Origin of the sequence: Roseibium aggregatum IAM 12614, from assembly GCF_000168975.1 — a bacterium.
GTDB classification, from domain to species: domain Bacteria; phylum Pseudomonadota; class Alphaproteobacteria; order Rhizobiales; family Stappiaceae; genus Roseibium; species Roseibium aggregatum.
This window is the reverse complement of record NZ_AAUW01000020.1, coordinates 116,384-138,601: the sequence shown is the minus strand read 5'-3', so window position 1 is coordinate 138,601 and position 22,218 is coordinate 116,384. Positions and strand designations below refer to the sequence as shown.

General features: G+C 59.3%; 19 protein-coding genes. 6 read left to right on the top strand and 13 right to left on the bottom strand.

The annotated features are described in order from the left end of the window. Positions 1–112: 112 nt before the first annotated feature. The 7 genes from SIAM614_RS23955 to SIAM614_RS23925 all read right to left on the bottom strand — a co-directional run bounded on the left by SIAM614_RS23955 (position 113) and on the right by SIAM614_RS23925 (position 8,151). Positions 113–1,618, bottom strand: coding sequence for an aldehyde dehydrogenase family protein (locus SIAM614_RS23955; protein WP_006938535.1), 1,506 nt, complete (start codon positions 1,616–1,618; stop codon positions 113–115). Between the two features lie 27 nt (positions 1,619–1,645). Next, positions 1,646–3,154 carry a tripartite tricarboxylate transporter permease gene (locus SIAM614_RS23950; RefSeq protein ID WP_006938534.1) on the bottom strand — a complete coding sequence of 503 codons (1,509 nt, stop codon included), beginning with the start codon at positions 3,152–3,154 and terminating at the stop codon, positions 1,646–1,648. 12 nt (positions 3,155–3,166) lie between these two features. Continuing rightward, the gene (locus SIAM614_RS23945) at positions 3,167–3,706 is read right to left on the bottom strand and encodes a tripartite tricarboxylate transporter TctB family protein (RefSeq protein ID WP_006938533.1); all 540 of its coding nucleotides are present in this window, start codon (positions 3,704–3,706) and stop codon (positions 3,167–3,169) included. Positions 3,707–3,756: 50 nt separating this feature from the next. Further along, positions 3,757–4,602 carry a tripartite tricarboxylate transporter substrate-binding protein gene (locus SIAM614_RS23940; RefSeq protein ID WP_208984086.1) on the bottom strand — a complete coding sequence of 282 codons (846 nt, stop codon included), beginning with the start codon at positions 4,600–4,602 and terminating at the stop codon, positions 3,757–3,759. Positions 4,603–4,825: 223 nt separating this feature from the next. Next, complete coding sequence (locus SIAM614_RS23935) at positions 4,826–5,683, bottom strand: intradiol ring-cleavage dioxygenase (RefSeq protein ID WP_040440974.1); 858 nt, start codon at positions 5,681–5,683, stop codon at positions 4,826–4,828. A 27-nt stretch (positions 5,684–5,710) separates the two neighbouring features. Then, on the bottom strand, positions 5,711–6,787 hold the full coding sequence (locus SIAM614_RS23930; RefSeq protein WP_006938530.1) for a maleylacetate reductase: 1,077 nt from the start codon (positions 6,785–6,787) through the stop codon (positions 5,711–5,713). Beyond that, positions 6,784–8,151: an aminotransferase class III-fold pyridoxal phosphate-dependent enzyme gene (locus SIAM614_RS23925; protein WP_006938529.1), complete on the bottom strand. Its 1,368-nt coding sequence runs from the start codon at positions 8,149–8,151 to the stop codon at positions 6,784–6,786. The genes SIAM614_RS23930 and SIAM614_RS23925 overlap by 4 nt, the downstream gene beginning before the upstream one ends. Positions 8,152–8,315: 164 nt before the next feature. On the opposite strand from SIAM614_RS23925, the gene SIAM614_RS23920 reads away from it, so the two are divergent. Continuing rightward, on the top strand, positions 8,316–9,356 hold the full coding sequence (locus SIAM614_RS23920; protein ID WP_081455330.1) for an AraC family transcriptional regulator: 1,041 nt from the start codon (positions 8,316–8,318) through the stop codon (positions 9,354–9,356). Between the two features lie 151 nt (positions 9,357–9,507). Further along, the gene (locus SIAM614_RS23915) at positions 9,508–9,963 is read left to right on the top strand and encodes a MarR family winged helix-turn-helix transcriptional regulator (RefSeq protein WP_006938527.1); all 456 of its coding nucleotides are present in this window, start codon (positions 9,508–9,510) and stop codon (positions 9,961–9,963) included. A gap of 198 nt (positions 9,964–10,161) precedes the next feature. Here SIAM614_RS23915 and SIAM614_RS23910 read toward each other — a convergent pair whose 3' ends face one another. Then, positions 10,162–10,929: an amidohydrolase family protein gene (locus tag SIAM614_RS23910; RefSeq protein WP_006938526.1), complete on the bottom strand. Its 768-nt coding sequence runs from the start codon at positions 10,927–10,929 to the stop codon at positions 10,162–10,164. An 87-nt stretch (positions 10,930–11,016) separates the two neighbouring features. Here SIAM614_RS23910 and SIAM614_RS23905 point away from each other — a divergent pair, with 87 nt between their 5' ends. The 4 genes from SIAM614_RS23905 to SIAM614_RS23890 are packed head-to-tail and all read left to right on the top strand — an operon-like array spanning position 11,017 to position 14,556. Beyond that, positions 11,017–11,745: a GntR family transcriptional regulator gene (locus tag SIAM614_RS23905; RefSeq protein WP_006938525.1), complete on the top strand. Its 729-nt coding sequence runs from the start codon at positions 11,017–11,019 to the stop codon at positions 11,743–11,745. Positions 11,746–11,771: 26 nt separating this feature from the next. Next, positions 11,772–12,722 (top strand): tripartite tricarboxylate transporter substrate binding protein, encoded by a 951-nt coding sequence (locus SIAM614_RS23900; RefSeq protein WP_006938524.1) that lies wholly within the window; start codon positions 11,772–11,774, stop codon positions 12,720–12,722. Then, positions 12,719–13,156, top strand: a complete 438-nt coding sequence (locus tag SIAM614_RS23895; RefSeq protein WP_006938523.1) for a tripartite tricarboxylate transporter TctB family protein — start codon at positions 12,719–12,721, stop codon at positions 13,154–13,156. The genes SIAM614_RS23900 and SIAM614_RS23895 overlap by 4 nt, the downstream gene beginning before the upstream one ends. 14 nt (positions 13,157–13,170) lie before the next feature. Next, a complete protein-coding gene (locus tag SIAM614_RS23890) occupies positions 13,171–14,556 on the top strand; it encodes a tripartite tricarboxylate transporter permease (protein WP_006938522.1) in 1,386 nt (461 codons plus the stop codon). A 291-nt stretch (positions 14,557–14,847) separates the two neighbouring features. On the opposite strand, the gene SIAM614_RS23885 is transcribed toward SIAM614_RS23890, so the two are convergent. The 5 genes from SIAM614_RS23885 to SIAM614_RS23865 form a co-directional block, all read right to left on the bottom strand. Further along, positions 14,848–16,320: a PAS domain-containing methyl-accepting chemotaxis protein gene (locus SIAM614_RS23885; RefSeq protein WP_006938520.1), complete on the bottom strand. Its 1,473-nt coding sequence runs from the start codon at positions 16,318–16,320 to the stop codon at positions 14,848–14,850. Positions 16,321–16,648: 328 nt separating this feature from the next. Continuing rightward, the gene (locus tag SIAM614_RS23880) at positions 16,649–18,997 is read right to left on the bottom strand and encodes a cytochrome P450/oxidoreductase (RefSeq protein WP_006938519.1); all 2,349 of its coding nucleotides are present in this window, start codon (positions 18,995–18,997) and stop codon (positions 16,649–16,651) included. Between the two features lie 78 nt (positions 18,998–19,075). Beyond that, positions 19,076–20,389 (bottom strand): TRAP transporter large permease, encoded by a 1,314-nt coding sequence (locus SIAM614_RS23875; RefSeq protein WP_006938518.1) that lies wholly within the window; start codon positions 20,387–20,389, stop codon positions 19,076–19,078. After that, positions 20,382–20,879 (bottom strand): TRAP transporter small permease, encoded by a 498-nt coding sequence (locus SIAM614_RS23870; RefSeq protein ID WP_006938517.1) that lies wholly within the window; start codon positions 20,877–20,879, stop codon positions 20,382–20,384. The genes SIAM614_RS23875 and SIAM614_RS23870 overlap by 8 nt, the downstream gene beginning before the upstream one ends. A 53-nt stretch (positions 20,880–20,932) precedes the next feature. Further along, entirely contained in the window at positions 20,933–21,949 is a 1,017-nt protein-coding gene (locus SIAM614_RS23865) for a TRAP transporter substrate-binding protein (RefSeq protein WP_006938516.1), read from the bottom strand. Between the last annotated feature and the right edge of the window lie 269 nt (positions 21,950–22,218).

Below are 22,218 nucleotides of genomic sequence, written 5' to 3'. Positions count from 1 at the left end.
CCCTCGAAACATGATGTTGCCGACAGGACAGCCATCTCGCGGCGCGGGGCTGGCACCGGTGCGCATAGGGGTAGGGCACCGGTGCCAGCAGGTAGAAAGCCAGTGGCCTGCTTCAGGAGTAGGCAACACAGACCGACTTGGTCTCCAGATAATTGTCGAGTGCGCCGGAGCCATGTTCGCGGCCAAGGCCGGATTGCTTGAAACCGCCGAAGGGCATGTTCTGGTCCGGAATATTATGGCTGTTGACCCAGACCGTTCCCGACTTGATGCGCGGTACGAGGTTCATCACCCGGTTGATGTCGCGGGTCCAGACGGAAGCCCCCAGCCCGAAGCGGGTGTCGTTTGCCATTGCCACGGCGTCTTCTTCGCTTTCAAACGGCGTGATCGTGGCGACCGGGCCGAAGACTTCGTCCTGCATCAGACTGGAGCCGCTGCGGGCGTCGGTGAACAGTTGCGGGGCAACGTAATACCCGCCGCCGTCAGGCACGGACAGATCCAGAAGCGGCGTCGCTCCGTCCGCGATGCCTTTTTCGACGGCGGAGGTGACATGTTTGTGGTGTTTGGCGGAGACCAGCGGATTGATTTGATGCACAGGGTCGAGGCCGGAGCCGATGGACAAGCTTGAAACGATGCCCTTCAGGGTCGCGAGCGCCTCCTCGTAGATGCCTTTCTGGATATAGAGCCGGGTGCCCGCACAGCAGGTCTGGCCGGTGTTCAGAAAGATGCCGATACCGGTTGCCGGGCCGAGCAGCGACAGGTCCATGTCATCGAAGAACACCATCGGTGCCTTGCCGCCCAGTTCCAGCGTGACTGATTTGACGTCCTGCATCGCCTGGACGCCGATCAGCTTGCCGGTCTCGGTGGACCCTGTGAAGGTGATCTTGTTGACGCCGGGATGTTTGACCAGGGCGGCCCCAGTGCTGCCACCGCCGGTCACGACATTGACGACGCCATCCGGGAAACCGGCTTCGCGCACCAGTTCGGCCAGGCGCATTGACGTCAGCGGCGTTTCTTCGGCCGGCTTCAGTACGACCGTGCAACCGGCGGCAAGTGCCGGGGCGATCTTCCACACTGCCATGTTGAGCGGGAAGTTCCAGGGCGTGATGGCGGCGACGACACCGACAGGTTCCTTGCGTGTGAAGGCGGTGTATTTCGTGCCCGGGGGGATGGCGATGGACACGTCGAGGGTTTCGCCCCGGATCTTGGTGGCCCATCCGGCCATGTAACGCAGATATTCGGCCGACGACATCACCTCGATCAGGCGCGACATCATGATCGACTTGCCGTTTTCCAGCGTTTCGAGCTGGGCGAGTTCCTCGCCGTTTTCCTCGATGATATCTGCAAGCCTGAGCATCAGCCGGGTGCGTTCGGACGCCGGCATTCCACCCCAGGCGCCATCAAGGGCAGCGCGCGCGGCTTTGACCGCGCTGTCGACATCTGCCTCGCTGGCGGTCGGAACGGAGGCGAGAACGCTTCCATCCGCCGGATTGTGAACGTCGAACGCCCCTCCGGAGCCCGAAACGCTCATGCCGCCGATGAGCATCTGCGGATTTTGCAGAAAGCTGGTGACATCCGCGCTGATGCCGGACGGGGCCTGGTCTGGTGCGCCAATACGCATGCTTGATCCTCCTTCAGGTAGTCTGCTTCACTGCGCTTCGGCAGGAGCTTGCTTTTCGTGTTTTTGCTGCAGCCGTTCGCGGATACTGCTGTGTGCGCTGACCACGACGATGACGACGATGGCTGTCGCCAGCAGGCCGGAAATGGGCCGGTTGACGAAGTCGAGAGGTCCGTTGATCTGGGCCATGGAAGCCCTGAGCTTCACTTCCATGATGCTGCCGAGCACCATGCCGAGGATGATCGGCACGATAGGAAGGTTGAGCCGCTTCAAAATCAGCCCGAAGACGCCGAAGCCTGCGGCGATCAGACAGTCGATCGACGAATTCCTGAGGGAATAGACCCCGACGAAACTCAGGATCAGGATGCCCATGCCCAGAAATCTTGTGGGCACCTTGATCAACCGGATCAGAAGGTTGGAAGACCCGAGCATGAAGACGATCACGATCAGATTGAGCAGCAGCAACGCGATATAGAGCGCGTAGACGAAGTGGAGCTGGCCCTGAAACAGGGCGGGGCCCGGCACCACGTTGTGGACGTAGAACACAGACAGCATCATGGCCGTCAGCGCCTCGCCCGGAATGCCAAGGGCAAGAAGGGGAATGAGAGCCGCTGCCGGAACCGCGTTGTTCGCGCTTTCCGAGGCCACCAACCCTTCAGGACTGCCATTGCCGAAAAGATCAGGATCTTTGGAGGCGCGCCGCGCCGCCGTGTAGCTGAAGAATTGTGCGGTGAACTCGCCGACACCCGGGATCATGCCCATCAGCACCCCGAAGCCGCCGCCCGTGGCCGCAACCCGCTTGTACCGGAAGACTTCGCAGATCGCAGAGCTCATCTTGCCCTTGATCCCATCCATCTTAGGGGACGCGTTCGGTTCGACCATCAGCAGGAAAGCCTGACTGATTGCGAACAGACCGAGGACCACGACGATCAGGTCCAGCCCGGAGGTCAGCCAATTCAGTCCGAAGGTGAAGCGCATTGTAAAATTCACCGGCTCCATGCCGACCGAGTTCAGCAGGATCCCGAGACCGGCAAGCATGCCGGCGGCCGCGACCTGACCCTTGTGCGCCACAATCACCAGAGTGATGCCGAGCAGTGCGGCGAGAAAGATCTCGCGGGAGCCAAACATCGGTGCAATTTTCGCCAGAACGGGCGAGAGCAGGATGAGCAGCACGATGGAAAGGATGGCGCCGAAGAACGAAGCGCCGTAAGCCAGCCCCAGAGCACGCAGGGCCTCGCCGCGCTGGGTCATCGGGTATCCATCGTAGGTCGTGAGCGCGTTGACCGCCGTGCCAGGGGTATTGATCAGGATCGCCGGCAGCGAGCCGCCATACATGGACGATCCGTAGATGCCGAGCAGCAGGGTCAGCCCGACCAGCGGATCGAGTGAGAAAGTTGCCGGAAGCAGCACGGCGATGGCGACTGCCGGTCCGACCCCCGGAATTGCGCCGATGATGACGCCGCCGATGGACCCCAGGAGCAAGGCGGCAATAACCTGCCAGGACAGGACAAGATCGAGCGCTTGAAGCAGAACATGCATCGGAAGCGTCCTTTAGAAATTCACCATGAAGGTGCTGCGCAGGGAATGCGGCAGATACTGATAGATCGCGCCGCCGGGCAGCTTCACGCCGAGACCGGTCTTGAAGACGAGCACGACAGCGACGGCAAAGAGCGCCGCAAGACCGAGTTCCAGCCTTGATCTGAAGCCGAGCCGAGCCGACAGCACGACGGCAAAGACGACGGTTCCCGGCAGGTACCCGAGATAAGGCACGGCGAAGACGTAAACGGCGAACCAGGCGACATATTCCAGCGAGCGGCCCCACAGCAGGACCTCTTTCAGCCGGCCGGGCAGACGCGGAGCATTCAGCGTGGTCATCAGATGGAACCCGCCGAACAGCAGCATCATGCCGACGCCGATAAGGGGCCAGAAGCCTGGTTCGGAGACGAACTCCTTGTTGCCAAGAAACCTGGCCTGGCTCGGAAGAGCGGCTGCGGCAAGAACCGCAACCACCAGAAAGGCGACAGCGAAAACCAGATCGCCCGGACGCCGCTCGCGACGAAACATCGCGAGAAAGGAAAGAACGCGTTTCATGAAGTGACCACCCTGATCGGGGCCGAGGGGTTCCCCCCGGCCCGAGAGGCTTATTCGCCCAGGATTTCAGAAATTCGGGCCAGGGTGGCCTCGTCCTTCTTGATCTGCGCGTTCGAGGCATCCGCGTCGAGCCAGTAGATCTCGGCGCCGGTTTCCTCGGCGACCTTCCTGGCTTCATCCGAGTTGATCACCTCAACCGCCGCCTTCGCGATGGCGGCGCGAGCTTCTGCCGGCGTATCCTTGCGAACGAACAGACCGTTCCAGGTGGAAAGGGCCAGGTCCGGATAGATTTCGCCCACTGTGGGAACGTCCGGCAGGATCGGGATACGTTCGTTGGTAACGCTCATCAGAATGTTGAGGTCGTCCAGGCATGGGCGGATCAACTGCAATGTCGTGTTGATCATGTCGACGTCGCCGGACGCCAGGGTGTTGCAGTCCAGGGCATCGAAGGCCGCGTCCGTTGCAAAGCTGAAGCCCAGGGCTTTTGCTGTGGCCTTGGTATGGCGTGCCGGGGTTGTCGCATCGCCGAAGTGTCCGAGCGTTACCTTGTGGTCCTTGGCGTAGGCGGCAAGCTCTTCCATCGTGGAGTAGGGCGCGTCTCCCTTGGCAGCCAGCACGAAGGGATAGCTGAGGAAAATCCCGATCGGATCGAACGGATTGCCCTCAAGCGGCGCAATGCCGATGTGCGGGCCAACGAGCGGCACGTCGATGACGAAGGAACCGACAGTGTAGCCGTCCGCGGGAGCAAGCGCCACGGATACGGCGCCTGGGAAGGGACCACCGCCGCCGCCGGGCTTGTTCACGACAGCCGCGGGCACGCCGTAATCTTCCTGGAATTTGTCAGCGATCATCCGCGTCAGCACGTCTTCCAGATCCCCCGGAGGAAAGGGGATCACGAATTCAACCGGATTTTCCGGATATTCGGCTGCGGCCGGAAGGGGGAGGGCAGTTATGACAGCTGCCAAACATGTTTTTGCAAGTCTGTTCATTTTGATGTCCCGTCTGGTAGGTCTTTTTATTTGCGTGATTTTTCACGTTATAGTTATAGTTTTACGTTGAAATACGGACATGATCAATCACCGTTCGCGCTTGTTTTTTTGGCAATTGGCGAAGGTTTGATCAGGCTTCTGCAGAGTTTTCCGGTGGAAGGACGAAGTCGTAGGCCGCCTTCCACTTCGGGCTTCCGTCACTCGCATCCCGTTCCTGAAATCTCGTGATCAGCGGGGCTTTCACGGCGAAAACCGCGTCGCTCTCGAGATACGGATCGCCCGCCACGAAGGTATGCGTGATCAGCCGCTGGTAGCCTGGTGCGGTGATCAGGAAATGCATATGCGCCGGGCGGTAGGGATGGCGGCCCAGATGCCCGAGCATTTTTCCGACAGGTCCGTTGTCCGGAATGGGATAGGACACCGGTTTGATGCCGGTAAACCAGTAGCGTCCGTCGGGGCCGGTTCTGAAGATGCCGCGGTTGTTGTGTTGCGGCTGAATGTCGGGTTGCTGGACGTCGTAAAATCCGTCCGCGTTGTCTGACCAGACATCAACGCAGGCACCCTCGATAGGATTGCCGTCAAGATCCAGAACCCGGCCTTCGAAGAGGCACGGCTCGCCCTTGCCGTCGAGAGAGATCGACGCGCCCATCTCCCGTTCGGGAACACCATCGACATGGAACGGGCCGAAGACGGTGGAGGGGGTGGAACCGGCAGGTTTCCGGTTGTTGACGGCATCAACGAGCATGGAGACACCAAGCACGTCGGACAAGAGAATGAATTCCTGACGCGTGTCGGAGCACATGTGACCCGTTTGCGTCAGAAACGCGATAGCGGTTTCCCATTCTGCTTCGGTCAAGCGCACGTCCTTGATGAAATCGTGCAAATGGTGGACGAGCGACTCCATCACCTGCTTCAGGCGCTCGGGCGTTTGTGGCGACATTCGCGCATTGACAGCCTCATGCGATCCGTCTTCCGACAGGTATGTCATATTCCCCTCCTCAGTTCGCCGTCTTGCTTAGGCAGGGCCTCCCGACCAGGCACGGTTGAGCGTGCTTCGGATGGCCTCCGCTTCCAGCGGTCTCGGGTTTGGATATCTGGCCTTCAGGGCCAATTCGGTCGCCTTGTCGATGCCGTCCTGCGGCATGCCGATCTCGGCGAGGCTTTTCGGAGCACCGAGCCGTCTTGCGAAGTCCTGCAGACCACGTGCGGGGTCGGTGCCGAGCACAGGCTGCAGCCGTTCGATGACCGCTGGAATGGCGGGCGCGTTATAGGCAAGGGCGTGTGGCAGAACGACCGTGTGGGTTTCCGCATGGGGCAGACCGAAGCTGCCGCCCAGCACGTGGCACAGCTTGTGATGCAGGGCCATGCCGACACTGCCAAGACAGATGCCGCAGAGCCAGGCGCCATAGAGCGCATTCTCGCGTCCGGTGTCGGATGCCTGATCCTCAACAATGTCGGGCAGGGCCTTGACCAGCGCTGATATGCCTTCCAGCGCCAGCGTATCGACCACCGGATTGCCATTGACTGCGTAAAGCGCCTCGATCCCGTGCGCTATGGCATTGATGCCGCTGGTGACAGAGGTCGCCACCGGTAGCCCATGGGTCAACTCGACGTCGTAGATCACGGTACCGGGCAGGATCTCCGGACCCGAGCGCGTAGTCTTGATGCCATCCTTCGTTTCGCCGAGGATCGGCGTCATTTCCGACCCCGAGTAGGTGGTCGGCAGCACGGTCTGCGGCAAGCCAGTGCGAGCGGCCAGTGCCTTGCCAAGGCCAATGGTCGAACCGCCGCCGATGGCAAGGATGCCATCGGCCTTAAGAGTTTCCAGTTCCCTCAACGCCTTGTCCGTCACCTCGACAGGTGTATGCATGGCCGCGCCGTTGAAGACACCGGCAACCCGGGAACCGGCAAGTGAGCGGACCTCGTCGGCCAGCACGGCGCGTCCGGGCGTGGTCAGAACCATGATCCGTGACAGGCCGGCGGTTGCAAGTTCCTCTTCCAGGCTTTTGCGCGTGCCGCTGCCGAACAGCACCCGGGACTGTATCGGCCCGAACTGGAATGTCTTTCTGCGGATTGTCCCGGGATAGGTCATTTTTCTTTCTCGTACCGGCTGCAGGCGACTGTCAGCGAACGCACGATCGTATCGATCTCGGTTTCGGTGATCACCAGCGGCGGCGACAGGATGATAACGTTACCGGCCGGGCGCACGATGGCCCCTTCCTCGCGGGCGTAGGCGGCGATGCGCTCGACAATGCCGTTGCCCGGATCCATCGGCGTTCTCTTTGCCTTGTCGGAGACGAAGTCGATACCGACCATCAGGCCCTTGCCGCGCACTTCGCCGACGATAGAGCAGGTTTCGGCCAGTGGCTTGAGACCCTCGATCAGACGGGCCCCCATCTTCGCCGCATTGCCGGGCAGGTCTTCCTGTTCGACAATGTTCAGGCAGGCGAGTGCGGCGGCGCAGCCCACCGGATGACCGGTGGATGTGTAGCCGTGCATGATGACGCCCTGCGGGCTGAATTCCTTGTACCAGGCACTGGCGACACGTTTGTTCAGTGTGGTCGCTCCAAGGGGGACATAGCCGGAGGAAATACCCTTCGCCAGGCACATCATGTCCGGATTGACGCCCCAACCGCGGGCGCCGAACATGGACCCGGAGCGGCCGAAGCCGGTGACAACCTCGTCGGAAATCAGCAGCACGCCGTAGCGGTCACAAACTGCGCGCAGTTTTTTCCAGAAGCCTGCTGGCGGAACGATGACGCCGCCGGCGCCTTGAACCGGCTCGGCGATGAAGGCCGCGACGGTGTGCGGACCCTGGAACTCGATCAACCGCTCGATCTGGGTGATGACCGCATCGGCCAATACGTCGGGATCTTCCGAATAAGGATTGCGGTAGGTCCAGGGGCTGTCGACCTGGAAACATCCCGGCAACAGCGGTTCGTAGGCGCTGCGATAGTAGGAGGCGCCGTTGACCGAAAGACCGCCGAAGTGAACGCCATGATAGCCCTGCTTCAAGGAGATGAACTTGGTGCGCAGGGGCTCGCCCACGAGCTGCCAATACTGTCGCGCCAGTTTCAGCGCCGTTTCGACCGCGTCCGATCCGTTCGCGGAAAAGAGAACTTTTTCGACGTCTTCCTCAGCCGCCATGGAGCAGACCTTGGCCGACAGCTCGATGGAGGGCGGTGTCGCGGTGCCTGCAAAGGACGAATAATAGCTGATCCGGTCCATCTGCGCGGTAATGGCGTCTTTCACTTCCTTGCGGTTATGGCCGACGTTGACGTTCCAAAGGCCGCCAAGACCATCCACCAGACGGTTGCCATCGATATCCGTGACGTAGCAGCCATCGGACTCCACGATGATCTGGGGCGGGTGCTCCGTGCTGGTCATCGGATGGATCATCGGATGAAACTGATGACGGGCATTTTTCTCCCGCAGGAAGTTTTCGTTCTCGAACATTCGTAGAACCCCGTTTTGAGACGGCTGTGAGATGTGTCTCATGTGCTGGAAGATGTCGGGTCTTTGCGCCCGGCTTTTGGAAAACAATGAGGCCAGTTGAAGAGCATCACCATTGATTGTTGCGCCATTTATCCGATAATTAGCGCCAAACAGGGGGAGAGTGAATGCCGTCTCGCGCGTCAAAAGGCGAAACTCCGCAGTTTTCGGCGATACGGGCGTCTTTGCTGACGGCTCTGATCGACCGGCTTGAAGCCAGCAATGAGAGCGCCCAGCCGATCCTCAACCGTATCGGTCTCAGTCCGGCGCAACTCTCCGATCCTTATGGCTTCATTCCAATGCCGCAGTTCGTCGCGTTTCTCGAGGGGGCCAGTGCATCGGTGAAAGACCCGGTGCTTGGTGCGCGCATCGGAGCTGGCCTGAAGGCCGGTGACATGGGGCCGCTGGGGATCGTTCTGTCGTTGTCGGAAAGCATTCAGGTCGGAATTTCGCGCTTCGTGCGCTACACCAACGCCTTGCAAAGCGGCACCCAGTCCCAATGGATCCAGGTCGATGACCAATGGGTGTTCAGTTACCGGCTGACAGATAGCCGGATCTGGCCACGGCGGCAGGACGCGGAGTTCTCCCTGGCCTCGCTGATACAGGTGGTGCGAGACAATTTCGGCCGCGGATGGTCGCCCCAGGAAGTTCATTTCGAGCATTCAGAGTCGGAAGATCCTGCGTTTCTTGTAAAATTCTTCCGCTGTCCCGTGCTTTTTCGCCAGCCGATCAACAGGCTTTTCGTGAGGCAAAGTGATTGCAGTGCGGTTGTGCGGACGGAAGATCCGCACTTGCTTGCCACTCTGGAGCGCCATGTTGCCGATCTCATTTCGCCGGGTAAGGAAGCCGACAGTCTTGCGCAGGCGGTGACGGCGATCGTCGAGGTGAATCTCGGACTGGCACCTGTTTCAGTGGAACGGATTGCCCAGGCCTTCGGCTTTTCGCCAAGAACATTACAGCGCAAACTCGCCTTCGAAGGGACTACCCTCAGACATCTTGTGGAAATGACGCGCCGGCAAAAAGCAGAAAAAATGCTGGCCATGCCCGGCACCAGGGTCAACCAGGTGGCCATGGCGCTGGGCTATGGAGATGCCACCGCCTTCTGGCGTGCCTATCGCGACTGGACCGGAGCGCCCCCCTCGGAGGCGAGGCCTCCGGCTGGGACCTGAAAGGACACACTTGTGTGTCCGGTCGCAAGGATCGGAGGTCCGATTGCTTTCCAAGACCAAAAGGTATCTTGAAAGAAATTAGGGAGACACCGCATTCACAACGGGAAAGAAATCATATATCCGCAGGTTGCGAAGAACTGACAGGCATACAATGACAAATAGTCGATACGACAGCCCTGCACACCTTAAGGAAAACTGGCCCTTTTACTGGATCAGCCAGATCAATGCGGCCTACTCCGATGCCCTGGAGCGCAGAATCAAGTTGCACGGCATCGATATTCCCCGTTGGCGGGCCATGATGAGCCTCTATGAAGACAAATATCTGTCTGTGTCGGAAATCGCTCAGTATTCCGCGCAAAAGCTGAACACCACGACAAAGGTCATTCAGCGGATGCTCAACGACGGACTGGTCACAACGCGCATCAGCCCGCAAGACGGCCGGGTTACGGAAGTCTGCCTGACCGAAAAAGGCGACAATTTGCGCAAAGAGGCCTTCGTTGAAGCACGCTATCTCTTCGACAACTCGTTTTCAGAGTTGACCCAGGAAGAAATCGATACGCTCAACGCAACGCTGTCGTCTGTGCTGAAAAAATTGCGCAAGCTCTAAGGCTGCAAAAGCTGGAAGTGTCGACGGCGCACACCCGGGACAGCCCAGACATCAGCTTCCCAACCGGATCACTTTCCGTATTTGTTCAGGATTTACTCGGTTGTCTCGACCTTGTCGGGGTCAGGCTCTCGCAGTTTTAAAGGCCTTCTTGCGGAAAGCGCACTCCGGCGGCGCCGACTGCTGCCATGACCGGGCCCGTCAGGCCGTGATGCCGTAAAGGGCCTTGGCGGCACTGGCGTCGTCATAGTCTTCACCGAGCGCCAGCAATCCTTCGTAGAGGGCACAATGCTCGTGCCTGGTGTGTGGCCAGTCGCTGCCCCAGACGAAGCGTCCGTCGCCCAGCAACCGGTGCAGGCGCGAGATATGGTCGCGAGGGTCGGCGATGCCCCGATAAGGAGCACTCAGCTTGACGAAAAAGGAAGAGCGGTCAGACAGCGTCGACAGGGCCTCGATCCAGGGTTCGCGCTGTGCATCTTTCGAGACCGGCAGTCCGACATGATCGATTACGACAGGCAGCCTGAGACGCGATAGCGGCTGCAGCCAGTCTGCGAGCCTCGGGCTTTCAAGCTGTATTTCGACATGCATTCCAAGCGCGCGCAAGCGGTCGGCAAAACGGCGCATGTCGTCCGATCCCAGATCCGGAAGCGGGGCATCCCCGACAAGGTTCCAGCGCAGTCCGCGCACTCCGCCCTGGTGTAGCGCCTCGAGTTCCTTTTCGCTCACATCGAGGCCTGTTACCGCAACTCCTGCGAAACGGCGCTTGTCCAGGTTCGCCAACGCCGAGAGAAGCTGGCTGTTGTCGGTGCCCAGGAAGCTTACCTGAACGATCACACCTCCCGTCAGAGCGTTTGAAGCGATCTTCGAAAGCCACTGCATAAGCGGAGCAGGGCGCTCCGGAAGATACCGGACGGTACCCACTGGCACGACGCTTTCATAGACATGTGCGTGGCAATCGAACCTGAACATTCCACCTCCTCAAATCCAAGTCCTATATAGAACTGGTTGACTGTAGAGGTCAAATGATGTTTCGTGTGCCACGAGGAGGACGAGCGTATGGTCGAAACGGCGTCAATGATCGATACGAGACTGCCCGCTTATCTGCGGCTGCGGGACGAACTTGCGGCGCGCATTGCCGCTGGTGAATGGCGTGCCGATGAAGCGCTTCCCTCAGACAACCGCCTCGCCCGCGAGGGTAGCCTTTCCGTCGGCACAGTCCGCAAGGCTGTCCAGATGCTGGTGGACGAAGGTCTTCTCGAGCGGCGTCAGGGCTCGGGCACCTATCTTCGCAAACCCGCCTTCAACGCGACCTTGTTCCGCTTCTTCCAGATGCGCGACGCTGGCAGTGGCCAGAGCATTCCCACGAGCAGACTGCTGTCGCGGACACGCGTGAAGGCACCGGAAGCCGTGGCAAAGGTGCTGGGCACCGATGACGTCATCCGGATCGAACGCCTGCGCGATTTTGCCGACCGGCCGTTCCTGAGCGAGGAAATCTACATCCCGGCAAGTCTGTTCGCAGGCTTCGAAACGATCCCGGACAATGAAGTCGGACCGCTTCTCTACCCGGTTTATCTCGACCGTTTCGATGTCTTCGTCGCGTCGGCCGATGATGAGGTCAGTTTTGGAACTGCGGACGAAACAACGGCCGCCCGGCTTGGAATCAAGCCAGGTGAGGCAATCGCCGTGATCGAACGCACCGCCTATTCCATCAAGGGTACGCCGCTCGAATGGCGTATCGCTCGCGGCCCGGCGAACCGGTTCCGCTATCGCAGCCGCATCGGCTGATAAAAACACAACCAGGAGGAAAAACCTTGAAAAAATTTCTAATCGGCATCGCCCTGTTGCCGTTGGTCTCTGCGCCGGCACTGGCGGAATACCCTGAACGCGCCATTGAGGTTACCGTGCCCGCGCCGGCCGGCGGCGGCACCGACACCAGTGCCCGCAAGCTGGCGATCCTGCTCGAAAAGGAACTCGGCGTCTCGATGGCGATTCTGAACGTCGCTGGTGGCGGCGGTTCGGTTGGCGTGACGCAGTTCATGCAGGCAAAACCCGACGGCTACTCGCTGCTGGCAACCTGGAACAGCCCGATCACCACGGTGCCGCAGGTTCAGAAGACCGCCTATGGTCTCGACAGTTTCACGCCCATCGCGTCAACTTCGGAAACCGCATACACGATGTGTGTCAAACCGGATTTTCCGGCGGAAAACGGCGCGCAGTTCCTGGATGAGCTGGCAGCCAATCCGGACAAATACACCTATGGAAACGACGGCATCGGCGGCACCATGCAGCTCGCCGCAGAACGTATCTTCCAGCAGCGTGACATCAAGGCCGTGGCCATTCCCTTCGGCGGAGCCGGCGAAACGCTGCAGAACTTCCTCGGCGGTCATATCGACATCTATGGCGGTTCGATCTCTCCGGTTCTCCCTTATGTGGAATCCGGCGAGGCAAAATGCCTGATCGTCACGTCGGCAGCCCCGGTTGAGGCACTTCCGCAAGCAGCCGGTCTTGAAAGCCTCGGTCTGGGGGCTCAGGAAACGTTGCTGTGGCGCATGTTCCTTGCACCGGCCGGGCTTGACCAGGCTATCGCCGATCGGCTCGTCGCCGCATTGGAAAAAACCGTGAACGATCCGGAATATGTCAAGTTTCTCGCAACCAAGGGCGAGCTTCCGAACGTCGTTGCCGGAGAGGCGCTCACGGCGCGGCTGCAGTCCGAATTCGACGGTCTGGCGGAAGCTGCCAAAAAGCTCGGTCTCTCGCAGTGACCGAGCAGCGGCAAGATATACTGCTCGGCACCGTTTTTGCGGTGATAGGGGCGGCGGCGGCTTTCAAAGCCGCCGCTTATCCCGGTGCCTCGGGTGGATATCCGATGGTGCTGGGACTGGTGCTGGCCGGGCTCGGCTGCCTCGTTTCCCTGAAGGCGTTCAATGAAAAGCGGCTCGACGCGAGGCCGCTTACGCAGCACATGCCGCGCATGCTTCTGACACTCGTGTGCGGTGCGCTCTACCTTGCGCTCGTCCCCGTTCTCGGCTTCTACACCACGTCGGCACTGGTCGTGATCGCCTTGCCCCTTGTGCTTGGCTTCCGGCAGCCAGTCTATCTGGGCGTGGTCACAATCGTCTTCATCGGCATCGTCTGGTCGGTCTTCTCGCTTTTGCTCGAAAAGCCGCTGCCCGCTGAAATCTGGATGCGGTTCTAGGTCTGGAGACCCTCATGGAAATGATTGCATCTATACTTTCCAGCGTTCTGGCCACGGGACCGTTCCTGGCCATGATCGGCTCTTCCATTCTTGGCGTCTTCATCGGCGCGCTGCCGGGACTGAACCCCGTGATGGCGATCGCCTTGCTGCTGCCGTTGACCTATTCCATGGATCCGCTGGTTGCCCTTGCGATGGTCGCCGGCATCTATAACGGCTCGATGTACGGTGGCGCGATCCCCGCGATCCTGCTGCGTATTCCCGGTACACCGGCTGCAATCGCGACCACCTTTGACGGCTACCCGATGGCGCAGAAGGGCGAAGCCGCACGCGCGCTGAAGATCGCCTGCTGGTCTTCCGCGATCGGCGGCACGGCATCGGCCATTGCGCTGATCACCGTCGGCCCTCTGCTTGCCCGCGCCACGCTCGCCTTCGGGCCGGCCGAATATTTCTGGATTGCCGTCTTCGGCATGGCCTCCGTCGGCGTCCTGGTGGGCACCGACGCGGTAAAGGGCCTGATGGCCGCCGTGTTCGGCCTGCTGCTCGGGACGGTCGGGCTCGACCAGCTTTCCGGCGTGCCGCGCTACACCTTCGACCAGACCTGGCTGCTGAGCGGGCTGGACCTGATCGTGATCCTCGTCGGTCTCTATGCACTGCCGCCTGTTCTTTCGCTCGCCGAGAAGGCGGATCTGTCCGGCCTGTCGGCCAGCGATCTCAAACTCGACAACGTTCGGGTTCTCTGGAGCGAAGTCAAATCGCTGATCCCGACGTGGATACGCTCGTCACTGATCGGCATCAGCGTAGGCATTCTGCCGGGTGCTGGCGGCAATGTGGCGGCTTTCTTGAGTTACAACGCGACGAAGAACGCCAGTGACGACCCGAAGAGCTTCGGCGAAGGCAACCCCAGGGGCGTTGCTGCCGCCGAATGCGGTAACAACGCCGACAACGCGGCGTCGATGATCCCTGCGCTTGCACTTGGTATTCCGGGCAACGTCGTGGCAGCCCTCGTGCTTGGAGCTCTTCTGATCCACGGCTTGCAGCCGGGGCCGCAATTGTTCCACCAGAACCCCCAACTGGTCGGCGGGTTCATGGTCGAAATGCTGCTCACGTCGCTGATCATCCTCATCGTCGGGGGCGCGGCAGCGACGCGCGTCTTCGCGCAGGTTCAGCGTCTGCCCGGCGTGCTTCTCGTTCCAACCGTTCTCGTTCTGATGGCTGTCGGTGTCTATGTCATCAACGGCCGTGTCATCGATCTGTGGATCATGTTTGCAGCCGGCGCTTGCGGCTATTTCCTTGAAAAGATGGAAGTGCCTCTCGCCCCGATCGTCTCGGCCTTATCCTGGGCCGATGGCCGAGCAGAACATCCGCCGCGCCCTGCTGATCAGCCGGGGGGACTTCAGTGACCTGGTGACGCGGCCAATATCAGCCACCATCGCGATCGCCACCCTCGGCCTCATCGTGTGGCCCATCGGCTCGGCCCTTTTCCGGCGCAGGAAGGCAGCACGCGAAATGCTGGACGGAGACGTACAGGAGTAGTCTCTTCCGGAAGTCGGCATAGCATCACTTTGCCGGCTCGGTTTGCTGAAGCGCGGACCTTATGAGGTCAAATCCGATTTTCAGTCAGCTCTTGCCCTTCGCGGGCAAAGGTCAACTTCAAGGCAAAACACTCATGTGACGAGTGTTTTGCCTTTTGGTCACATCAATGATTGGGATGCTTCCCTGACATTCTTCGTTGCGACATCGATTTGAGCTGTTGCCGAGGAAATCGACTGCATGCTGGTGGTGATATGCTCAACCCCTTGCGCCGCGGATTGCATGTTGGCGGAAATGTCGTTTGTGACTGCTGTCTGTTCTTCCACGGAAGAGGCGATGCTGGCGGCAATATCACCGATCTTTGTGATCACCGCCATAATGGCTTCGATGGCAATCACGGCACTTCCGGTGGTGTCCTGCATCGAATTGATCTGACTGGATATTTCTTCGGTCGCTTTACTGGTTTGCGAGGCCAGGTTCTTGACCTCCGAGGCGACCACGGCAAAGCCCTTGCCTGCCTCACCGGCGCGTGCGGCTTCAATCGTCGCGTTCAGGGCCAGGAGATTGGTCTGGCTGGCGATGCCATCGATCAACTCAATGACAGACCCGATTGTCTTGGCATTCTCGGAAAGCCCGGACATGATTTCTCCGGAGCGCTGCGCTTCAGTGGCAGCGTCTCTTGATACATCGAGCGCGGTCTGCACCTGGCGGCTGATTTCCTGGATCGAGGCGACCAGTTCCTCGGCGGCGGCGGCCACAGTTTGCACACTGGAGGACGTCTCTTCCGAAGCGGAGGCCGAACTCGTGGCCTGATCTTTCGCATTTGAAATCGCCATTGCGATCTCCGAAAGGTCCTTGTCGATTTGTTCCTGCAGGACAAGCCGGCGCTGACGCTCCATAACCTGTTCGGTTATGTCGGTGGCAAATTTGATAACTTTGTAAGGGTGGCCCGCAGGATCAAAAATGGGATTGTAGGTCGCCTGAATCCAGACCTCCTTGTTGCCCTTGCCGATACGCTTGAACTCGCTTGACTGGAAATTTCCCGCTCTGAGGTCCTCCCAGAAGCGGCGGTAGTCCGCGGTCTCGCGCTCTTTCACATCCACGAACAGGCTGTGATGTTTGCCTGCGATCTCGTTGAGCGTGTAGCCGAGTGCGTTCAGGAAATTCTCGTTTGCATGGAGAACCGTTCCCTCCATGTCGAATTCGATGACGGCCTGGGATCGCCCGATGGCGTTCAGCTTTTCCTTGAATTCCAGGTTCTGCAGCCGTTCCTCGGCGTTGGCCCATTCAACGACAGTTCCGATGCGCTTCTTGCCCGACCAGACATGGTTGGCAACGAGGTCGAAGGACTTCTGACCGATCTTGATGGTTGCCCGATGCGTCTTGGTGAGGCTGTCCAGCAGATTTCTCTGGTGTGCAGGGTCCTTGTGGAAGATGTCAATGGACTTCCCTAGAAGTTCATCAGCACGAAAGTCGGGGAACTTCTTTCGAATTTCCTCTTCCGCATCCTGCAAAAGTTCCTGGACCGCCGAGTTCATGTAAGTGATGTTGTAGTTGCCATCGGCGATCATGACATTGGCGGTCAACTTTTCCACGGCAGCAGCAACAAGTGCGCTTTGCGCTTTTCCAAACATCCCCAGGCTCCATAAAACTGGATCTAACAATTTTATTTTGCCAGCGATGTATTAATAGACTGTCTATAGGTAATTATTCGTAAATTTGTTAGATTATTTCACGTGGTTATCGCAATATAGGTTGTATAAATTAGAAAATAACAATCGAAATTAATCTGATTAAACGTAGATTTACTACTAATGGTAGAATTTTTCGTAAAAAATTGCGGGGCGGTTGTGTCGACGTGTCCGGCATGACGCACTCACCGAAATTGTAATTAGCCGTCACGCCCTTCGTGCATCGTAAATCGGGAAGGAGAGCGTCCGCACATTTCAGGATTGGGCAGATTTACAGCGCCAGCTTCAGCTTGCCGCCCTTCACCGAACGCGAGCAGCAGGACATCATGCGCCGGTTTTCCGCGCGTTCGGTGCGCGTCAGCACCACATCGCGATGATCTATCTCTCCTTCGAGAACCTCGACCTCGCAACTCCCGCAAAGGCCCTCCCGGCAATCGCAGGAAATGTCGATACCTGAAGCAAGTAGCGCATCGAGCAGGGTGACATTGGCGGCGACTTCAAGCGTCAGGCCGGAGTCTTTCAGTTCGACCTGGAAGGCGTTTTCCTTCGATGGGTCGAGAGCGGTCTCCTGCGCCGAGAAATGCTCGAAATGCAGCGTACCGTGGGGAAGCCTGGCGGTGAGATCTTCCAGCTCGGAAATCATGCGTTCCGGCCCGCAGGCATAGATCTGCCCGCCTTCCGGCAAGCTGGCGACGATGCCTGCCAACTCTGCGTGCCGGTTTTCGTCTCCGGCATGAACCGAAAGCCGCTCGCCGTGATCGGCCTGCAACCGATCCAGAAACGCCATGCTTCGACGGGACCGTCCGCAATAATGGATTGTATAGTCCCGTCCCAATGCCTTCAGATGGTCTGCCATTGCGAGGATTGGCGTGATGCCGATCCCTCCGGCAATCAGGACGTATGATCTGGCCTGCTCGTCGAGCCGGAAGAGGTTGCTGGGCCCGCGAAGGCGCAGTTCCAGCCCCTCTGCGGCAACTTCGTGAATACGGCGGGACCCGCCCCGCCCACCTTCTTCCAGAAGCACGGCGATATCGTAGTCCCGGCTATCCGCTCTGCCGCACAGCGAATATTTGCGGTCAAAGCCGTCCACGCACACTTCGATATGAGCCCCGGCGCTCCAGCGTGGCAGGGACCGTCCCTTGGCGTCTTCAATCGTCAGCCCGAGGATACCGTCTGCTTCCCGGCGGACAGTCTTGATGCGGATCTTGCGGGCGATGTCTCGGCGTGCAGGCGCCCCGACCGGGAAACGATGGTTCCCGTTTGCAAGCGATGGATCCGCCCTTTCGGGATTCTTTTCCGGATCCCACTCGACCCAGACATGATCGGGGCCTCTGAAGGAGGTATTTGAGAGGTAGGTGAATTCCTGTTCGGCCAACTGTAGATGCGGCAACCGGCGGGTCATCTCTTCAAGGAAGATCCGCATTTCCATGCGGGCGATGTTCTTGCCCATGCACTGGTGGCTGCCATAACCGAACGTCAGATGGTCGACGGCGTTGTCGCGGTAGATGTCGAACTTGTCGCCATCTTCGAAATGCCGTTCATCCTGGTTGCCGGATGCCTGAACGATGAGCAGCTTCGCCCCTTCCGGGATGTCCACGCCGCCGATACGGGTCGCCGCCGTCGCCTGTCGCCGCCAGGCGACGATCGAGCCTGAATAGCGCAGGCATTCTTCCACCGCATTCGGGATGAGGCTCGGATCCTCGCAGATGTCCTGCCAGGCCTGCCTGTGGGTGAGCAGTGTCTTGAACATGCCCGCCGAGGCAAGCGACGTCGTTTCATGGGCGGCAACGATGATCGCCATCATCATTGAATGCACGTAACTGTCCGGCACGATGTCGGGCATTTCCGCATTCTTGCGGATCGTTTCATGCATCCAGCCGGTTCCGTCCGGCTCCTTGCGCATCTTTTCGATGATCTTGCCCGCATAGTTCCAGAACTGTCCGACGTCATGCGCGATGGCGACCTGTTGTTCGTCGGTGGGCTTGCCCCAGGTGTTGACCGAGTGTGCGACCGAGAAGTTTTTCAGGATGGCAATGTCGTCTTCCGGCACACCGAGAAAATGCAGGGCGACGTTCAGCGGAACTTCGTAGAGCATGGCCTCGACCAGATCGACCCGGCCGCTGTCAATGAAGGCGTCGATCTTTTCGCGGGTCAGTCGGCGCACCATCTCCTGCCTGGCTTCCAGATTGTCCGGCAGGAAATGACCCATCAGGGCGCGCCGCCGCTCCATGTGCACCGGCTCGTCCTCGTTCACCATGGTCCGGTTCATGGCATAGCCGTAGCCCTTGAGAACCTCCATGGCCTCCGGTGTTGCCGGCGTAATTTTCTCAAGGGCATTGCGGGGCGAGAAAAGAATGTTGTCGCGAAAGACAGCCTTGATGTCGTCGTAGCGGCTGACCACCCAATAGCCGAGATTGGGGCTGTAGAAGACGGGCAACTGGTCGCGCGACCAGCGTAGCGCCTCTGCCGGGTCCGCCTGGTAGGGACCGGCGAAGGCATCGAAATCGGCCGCCATCTTTGAAAACGGGCACTGGGCTTCGGCTGCAGGCGGAGTGCCCGCTTTGCCTTCCGAAGACTTTCCGCCTGCAGGCACGTCTGCAGGGTTCGCAGTACGTTCCATTTTCTCCTCCCAGGAAAATTTCCTGATCGCACAACCCGAAAGATACGGTGATTGTGCGATCGTTGTCAGCCTCTGGCGCTACATCTGATTTGGCAGCAAGAGCACAAGCCCCGGCAACGTCAGCAAGATGATCAGCCGAAGAATGTCGACCATCCAGAAAGGCGTGACGCCCTTGAAGATGGTGGCCGTCGGCACATCGCCGACAACTGCCCGCAAAACGAAAACGTTGAGGCCGACCGGAGGTGTGATCAGGCTGATTTCCGTCACCACCACGACGATAATACCGAACCAGATCGGATCATAGCCAAGCCCGGTCACGACCGGAAAGAAGATCGGCACGGTCAACAGCAGCATCGACAGGCTTTCGAAGACGCAGCCGAGCGCAATATAGATCAGCAGGATCAGCCCCATGACCATCCACGGCGGCAGATTGTAGGCGGTCACCATATCGCTGAGCGCGGTCGGCAGGCCTGCAATGTTGACGAAGTTTGAGAAGATCCAGGCGCCGATCAGCACGGCAAACAGGCTGGCTGCGGTCATGGCCGTTTCACGCAGGGCTTCCAGGGCATCTGCGAGAGACAGGCGCCTGCGGGCAAGGGCAATCAGAAATGCTCCCATCGCGCCCATCCCGGCCGCTTCCGTCGGCGAGAAGCTCAAGTTGATCGGCGGCACGTCGAAGACGCCGTAAAGCCCGCCGATCACCAGGAAGAACAACAACAGCACGGCCCAGACTTCCTTCAAGGCGGATAGTCTGCCGCGCAGGTTGACGCGTTCGCCTGCCGGACCGGCTTCCGGATCGCGCCAGACGGTGAACTGGACGGCGACGAGGTAGAGCACGACACCCAGAAGCCCGGGAAGGATGCCGGCGACAAAAAGCTTGCCAATAGATGTTTCGGTCAGGAGGCCGTAAATGACCAGGATCACCGAAGGCGGGATCAGAATGCCGAGCGTTCCGCCCGCGGCAATCGAGGCCGTCGACAGTTTGTCGGCATAGCCGAACCGGCGCATTTCCGGCATGGCAACCTTCGACATGGTAGCGGCGGTTGCAAGCGACGATCCGGAAATGGCGGCAAAACCGCCGCAGGCAACGATGGTTGCCATGGCCAGTCCACCGCGGAAATGACCCAGAAACGCATTGGAAGCCGCGTAAAGCTCGCGGCTGATCCCCGCCTTGTTTACGAACAGGCCCATGAGGATGAACAGCGGCACGACCGAAAGGCCGTAGTCCTGGCTGGTGTCGATGATCAGGCGGGCGGTCATGGAAATCGAGGCACGGTAACCCGATTCAATCATGAAGCCGATCATGCCGACAAAGCCCATGGCAAAGGCGATGGGAACGCGCAGCAGAACCAGTGCGAGAACCGCTGCGAATCCAAGAATTCCTTCAAGCATGCCGGGGGCTCATCAATTTCGGTGCGAAAATATGGCCGAGCCCACGGAAAATGAGGACTGCGGCGGTAATTGCCGTAACGATGGCGATGAACCATCCGACATAGTGCAGGGGCAGGCGCAGGTACTCCATGACGTCGCCGTAAGACCGGCTGCGTTCGGCCAGATCAAACACGCGCATGGCCGGCAGGATCAGCATCAGGCCGCAAAAGAGGTCGGTAAAGGCGTTGCGCCAGCGGGTCAGTCCGGCCCGCTTGAACATGCCGTCCGTCAGGTCGACGCAGATATGGCCGTCCTTTGCGGACACGACCGGCAGGACGGAGAAAACCATGATTGCCATGAGCAGGCGCGTCATGTCGGCGGCAACTTCAATCGGTGCGTTGAACACCGACCGGAGCACCACGTCGCAAAACGTCATGACCATGAGGATGAACAAGGCAAACGAGGCAAGCAGCGCCGGCAGACTGGCCGCAAACTTGAGAAGACGGGACACGTCCAGATCCTTCAGCTACGGACGGTCCGGACGAACCGGACCGCCCGGTCTCGTTAGTTTCCGGCCATTTCCTGCTTGACCATCTCGTAGGCGGCTTTTGCGTCCACCCCGGCTTCCTGCAGTTCGGCCAGAACCTTGTCCGTGACTTCCTTGCTGATTTCCTTGAACGCGGCGATGTCATCGTCGCTCGCGGGCGTGATTTTCGTGCCCTCGGCGTTCTTGGTCGCTTCATAGGCAATCTTGTCGGACTTGTCCCAGGCCGCACCTGCCATCCGGCTGGCAGGCTCGCCGAAGACCTGCTCGTCCAGGGCCTTCTGGACATTTTCCGGCAGGCTGTCGAACTTTTCCTGGCTCATGATGATGGCGAACGAACCGCGATAGAGGCCGCCCGGCATGTCATAAAGATACTTGGCAACTTCGTTCAGTTTGAAGCCGACACGCTCGCCGACGTTCATCGCCACTGCGTCGGCGGCACCGGATTCCAGGGTTTCATAAACCTTGGGAGCCGGAACGTTGATGCCGATCAGGCCGAGCGCGGACCCAACATCACCGGCAACGCCGCCACCGATACGCGTTTTCAGGCCGTTCATCTCGGCAAGACTGCTGACTTCCTTGCTGGAATGGATCTGGCCGGGACCATGGGTATTGAGCGAAATGACCTTGACGCCGCGATGCTCGTTCAGGTCGGCGAGGTACTTTTCATAGACGCGCCAATAGGCGACGGATGCTGCTTCCGCGTTGCCTTCGTAGCCCGGCAGCTCAATCAGCTTTGTACCGATGAAACGGCCCGGCTGGTAGCCGTGGAAGATGATAGCCATGTCCGCGGCACCATCGAGAACCAGATCCATCTGGGCCGGCGGCGGGGCCAGACCGAAGACGAGTTCACCGGAGACTTCTCCCCCGGAAGCTTCTTCCATCATCGTGATGAGATTTGCAAAAATATCGGTGTTCACGCCATGTGTTGGCGGCAGCCAGCTCGAAATCTTAAGGACGGTTTCTGCCGAAAGTGCCGAAACGCTGAGGCTCAGTGAAACTGCGGCAGCGCCAACAATCCTGAAAAGCGACTTCATCTTCCTCTCCCTTGAATGATGCGTCTGTCTGGCTGGGCTCCTCCGCATGCCGAGACCGTTTTGAATACTTTCATTGATGAGCATGTCTTGTCAATAAATATGAAACTGCATGTATTTTTTGCAATCAAGGATAGAATATAGAGAAAATGCACAATCAGATTTTTAGGGGATGGAATCGTGGAGTGGTTCCGGTTTATTACATGAAATCAATGAATTGCAGTGGTTTCATAAACCTGGATCAGACTGGCTTGGGGAAGGAGAGCCCTGTT

What these genes read in the sequence shown, in the direction of transcription:
- SIAM614_RS23955 (WP_006938535.1), bottom strand. Translation starts at nt 1,618, where the DNA reads ATGCGTATTGGCGCACCAGACCAGGCCCCGTCCGGCATCAGCGCGGAT.
- SIAM614_RS23950 (WP_006938534.1), bottom strand. Translation starts at nt 3,154, where the DNA reads ATGCATGTTCTGCTTCAAGCGCTCGATCTTGTCCTGTCCTGGCAGGTT.
- SIAM614_RS23945 (WP_006938533.1), bottom strand. Translation starts at nt 3,706, where the DNA reads ATGAAACGCGTTCTTTCCTTTCTCGCGATGTTTCGTCGCGAGCGGCGT.
- SIAM614_RS23935 (WP_040440974.1), bottom strand. Translation starts at nt 5,683, where the DNA reads ATGACATACCTGTCGGAAGACGGATCGCATGAGGCTGTCAATGCGCGA.
- SIAM614_RS23930 (WP_006938530.1), bottom strand. Translation starts at nt 6,787, where the DNA reads ATGACCTATCCCGGGACAATCCGCAGAAAGACATTCCAGTTCGGGCCG.
- SIAM614_RS23925 (WP_006938529.1), bottom strand. Translation starts at nt 8,151, where the DNA reads ATGTTCGAGAACGAAAACTTCCTGCGGGAGAAAAATGCCCGTCATCAG.
- SIAM614_RS23920 (WP_081455330.1), top strand. Translation starts at nt 8,316, where the DNA reads ATGCCGTCTCGCGCGTCAAAAGGCGAAACTCCGCAGTTTTCGGCGATA.
- SIAM614_RS23915 (WP_006938527.1), top strand. Translation starts at nt 9,508, where the DNA reads ATGACAAATAGTCGATACGACAGCCCTGCACACCTTAAGGAAAACTGG.
- SIAM614_RS23910 (WP_006938526.1), bottom strand. Translation starts at nt 10,929, where the DNA reads ATGTTCAGGTTCGATTGCCACGCACATGTCTATGAAAGCGTCGTGCCA.
- SIAM614_RS23905 (WP_006938525.1), top strand. Translation starts at nt 11,017, where the DNA reads ATGGTCGAAACGGCGTCAATGATCGATACGAGACTGCCCGCTTATCTG.
- SIAM614_RS23890 (WP_006938522.1), top strand. Translation starts at nt 13,171, where the DNA reads ATGGAAATGATTGCATCTATACTTTCCAGCGTTCTGGCCACGGGACCG.
- SIAM614_RS23885 (WP_006938520.1), bottom strand. Translation starts at nt 16,320, where the DNA reads ATGTTTGGAAAAGCGCAAAGCGCACTTGTTGCTGCTGCCGTGGAAAAG.
- SIAM614_RS23880 (WP_006938519.1), bottom strand. Translation starts at nt 18,997, where the DNA reads ATGGAACGTACTGCGAACCCTGCAGACGTGCCTGCAGGCGGAAAGTCT.
- SIAM614_RS23875 (WP_006938518.1), bottom strand. Translation starts at nt 20,389, where the DNA reads ATGCTTGAAGGAATTCTTGGATTCGCAGCGGTTCTCGCACTGGTTCTG.
- SIAM614_RS23865 (WP_006938516.1), bottom strand. Translation starts at nt 21,949, where the DNA reads ATGAAGTCGCTTTTCAGGATTGTTGGCGCTGCCGCAGTTTCACTGAGC.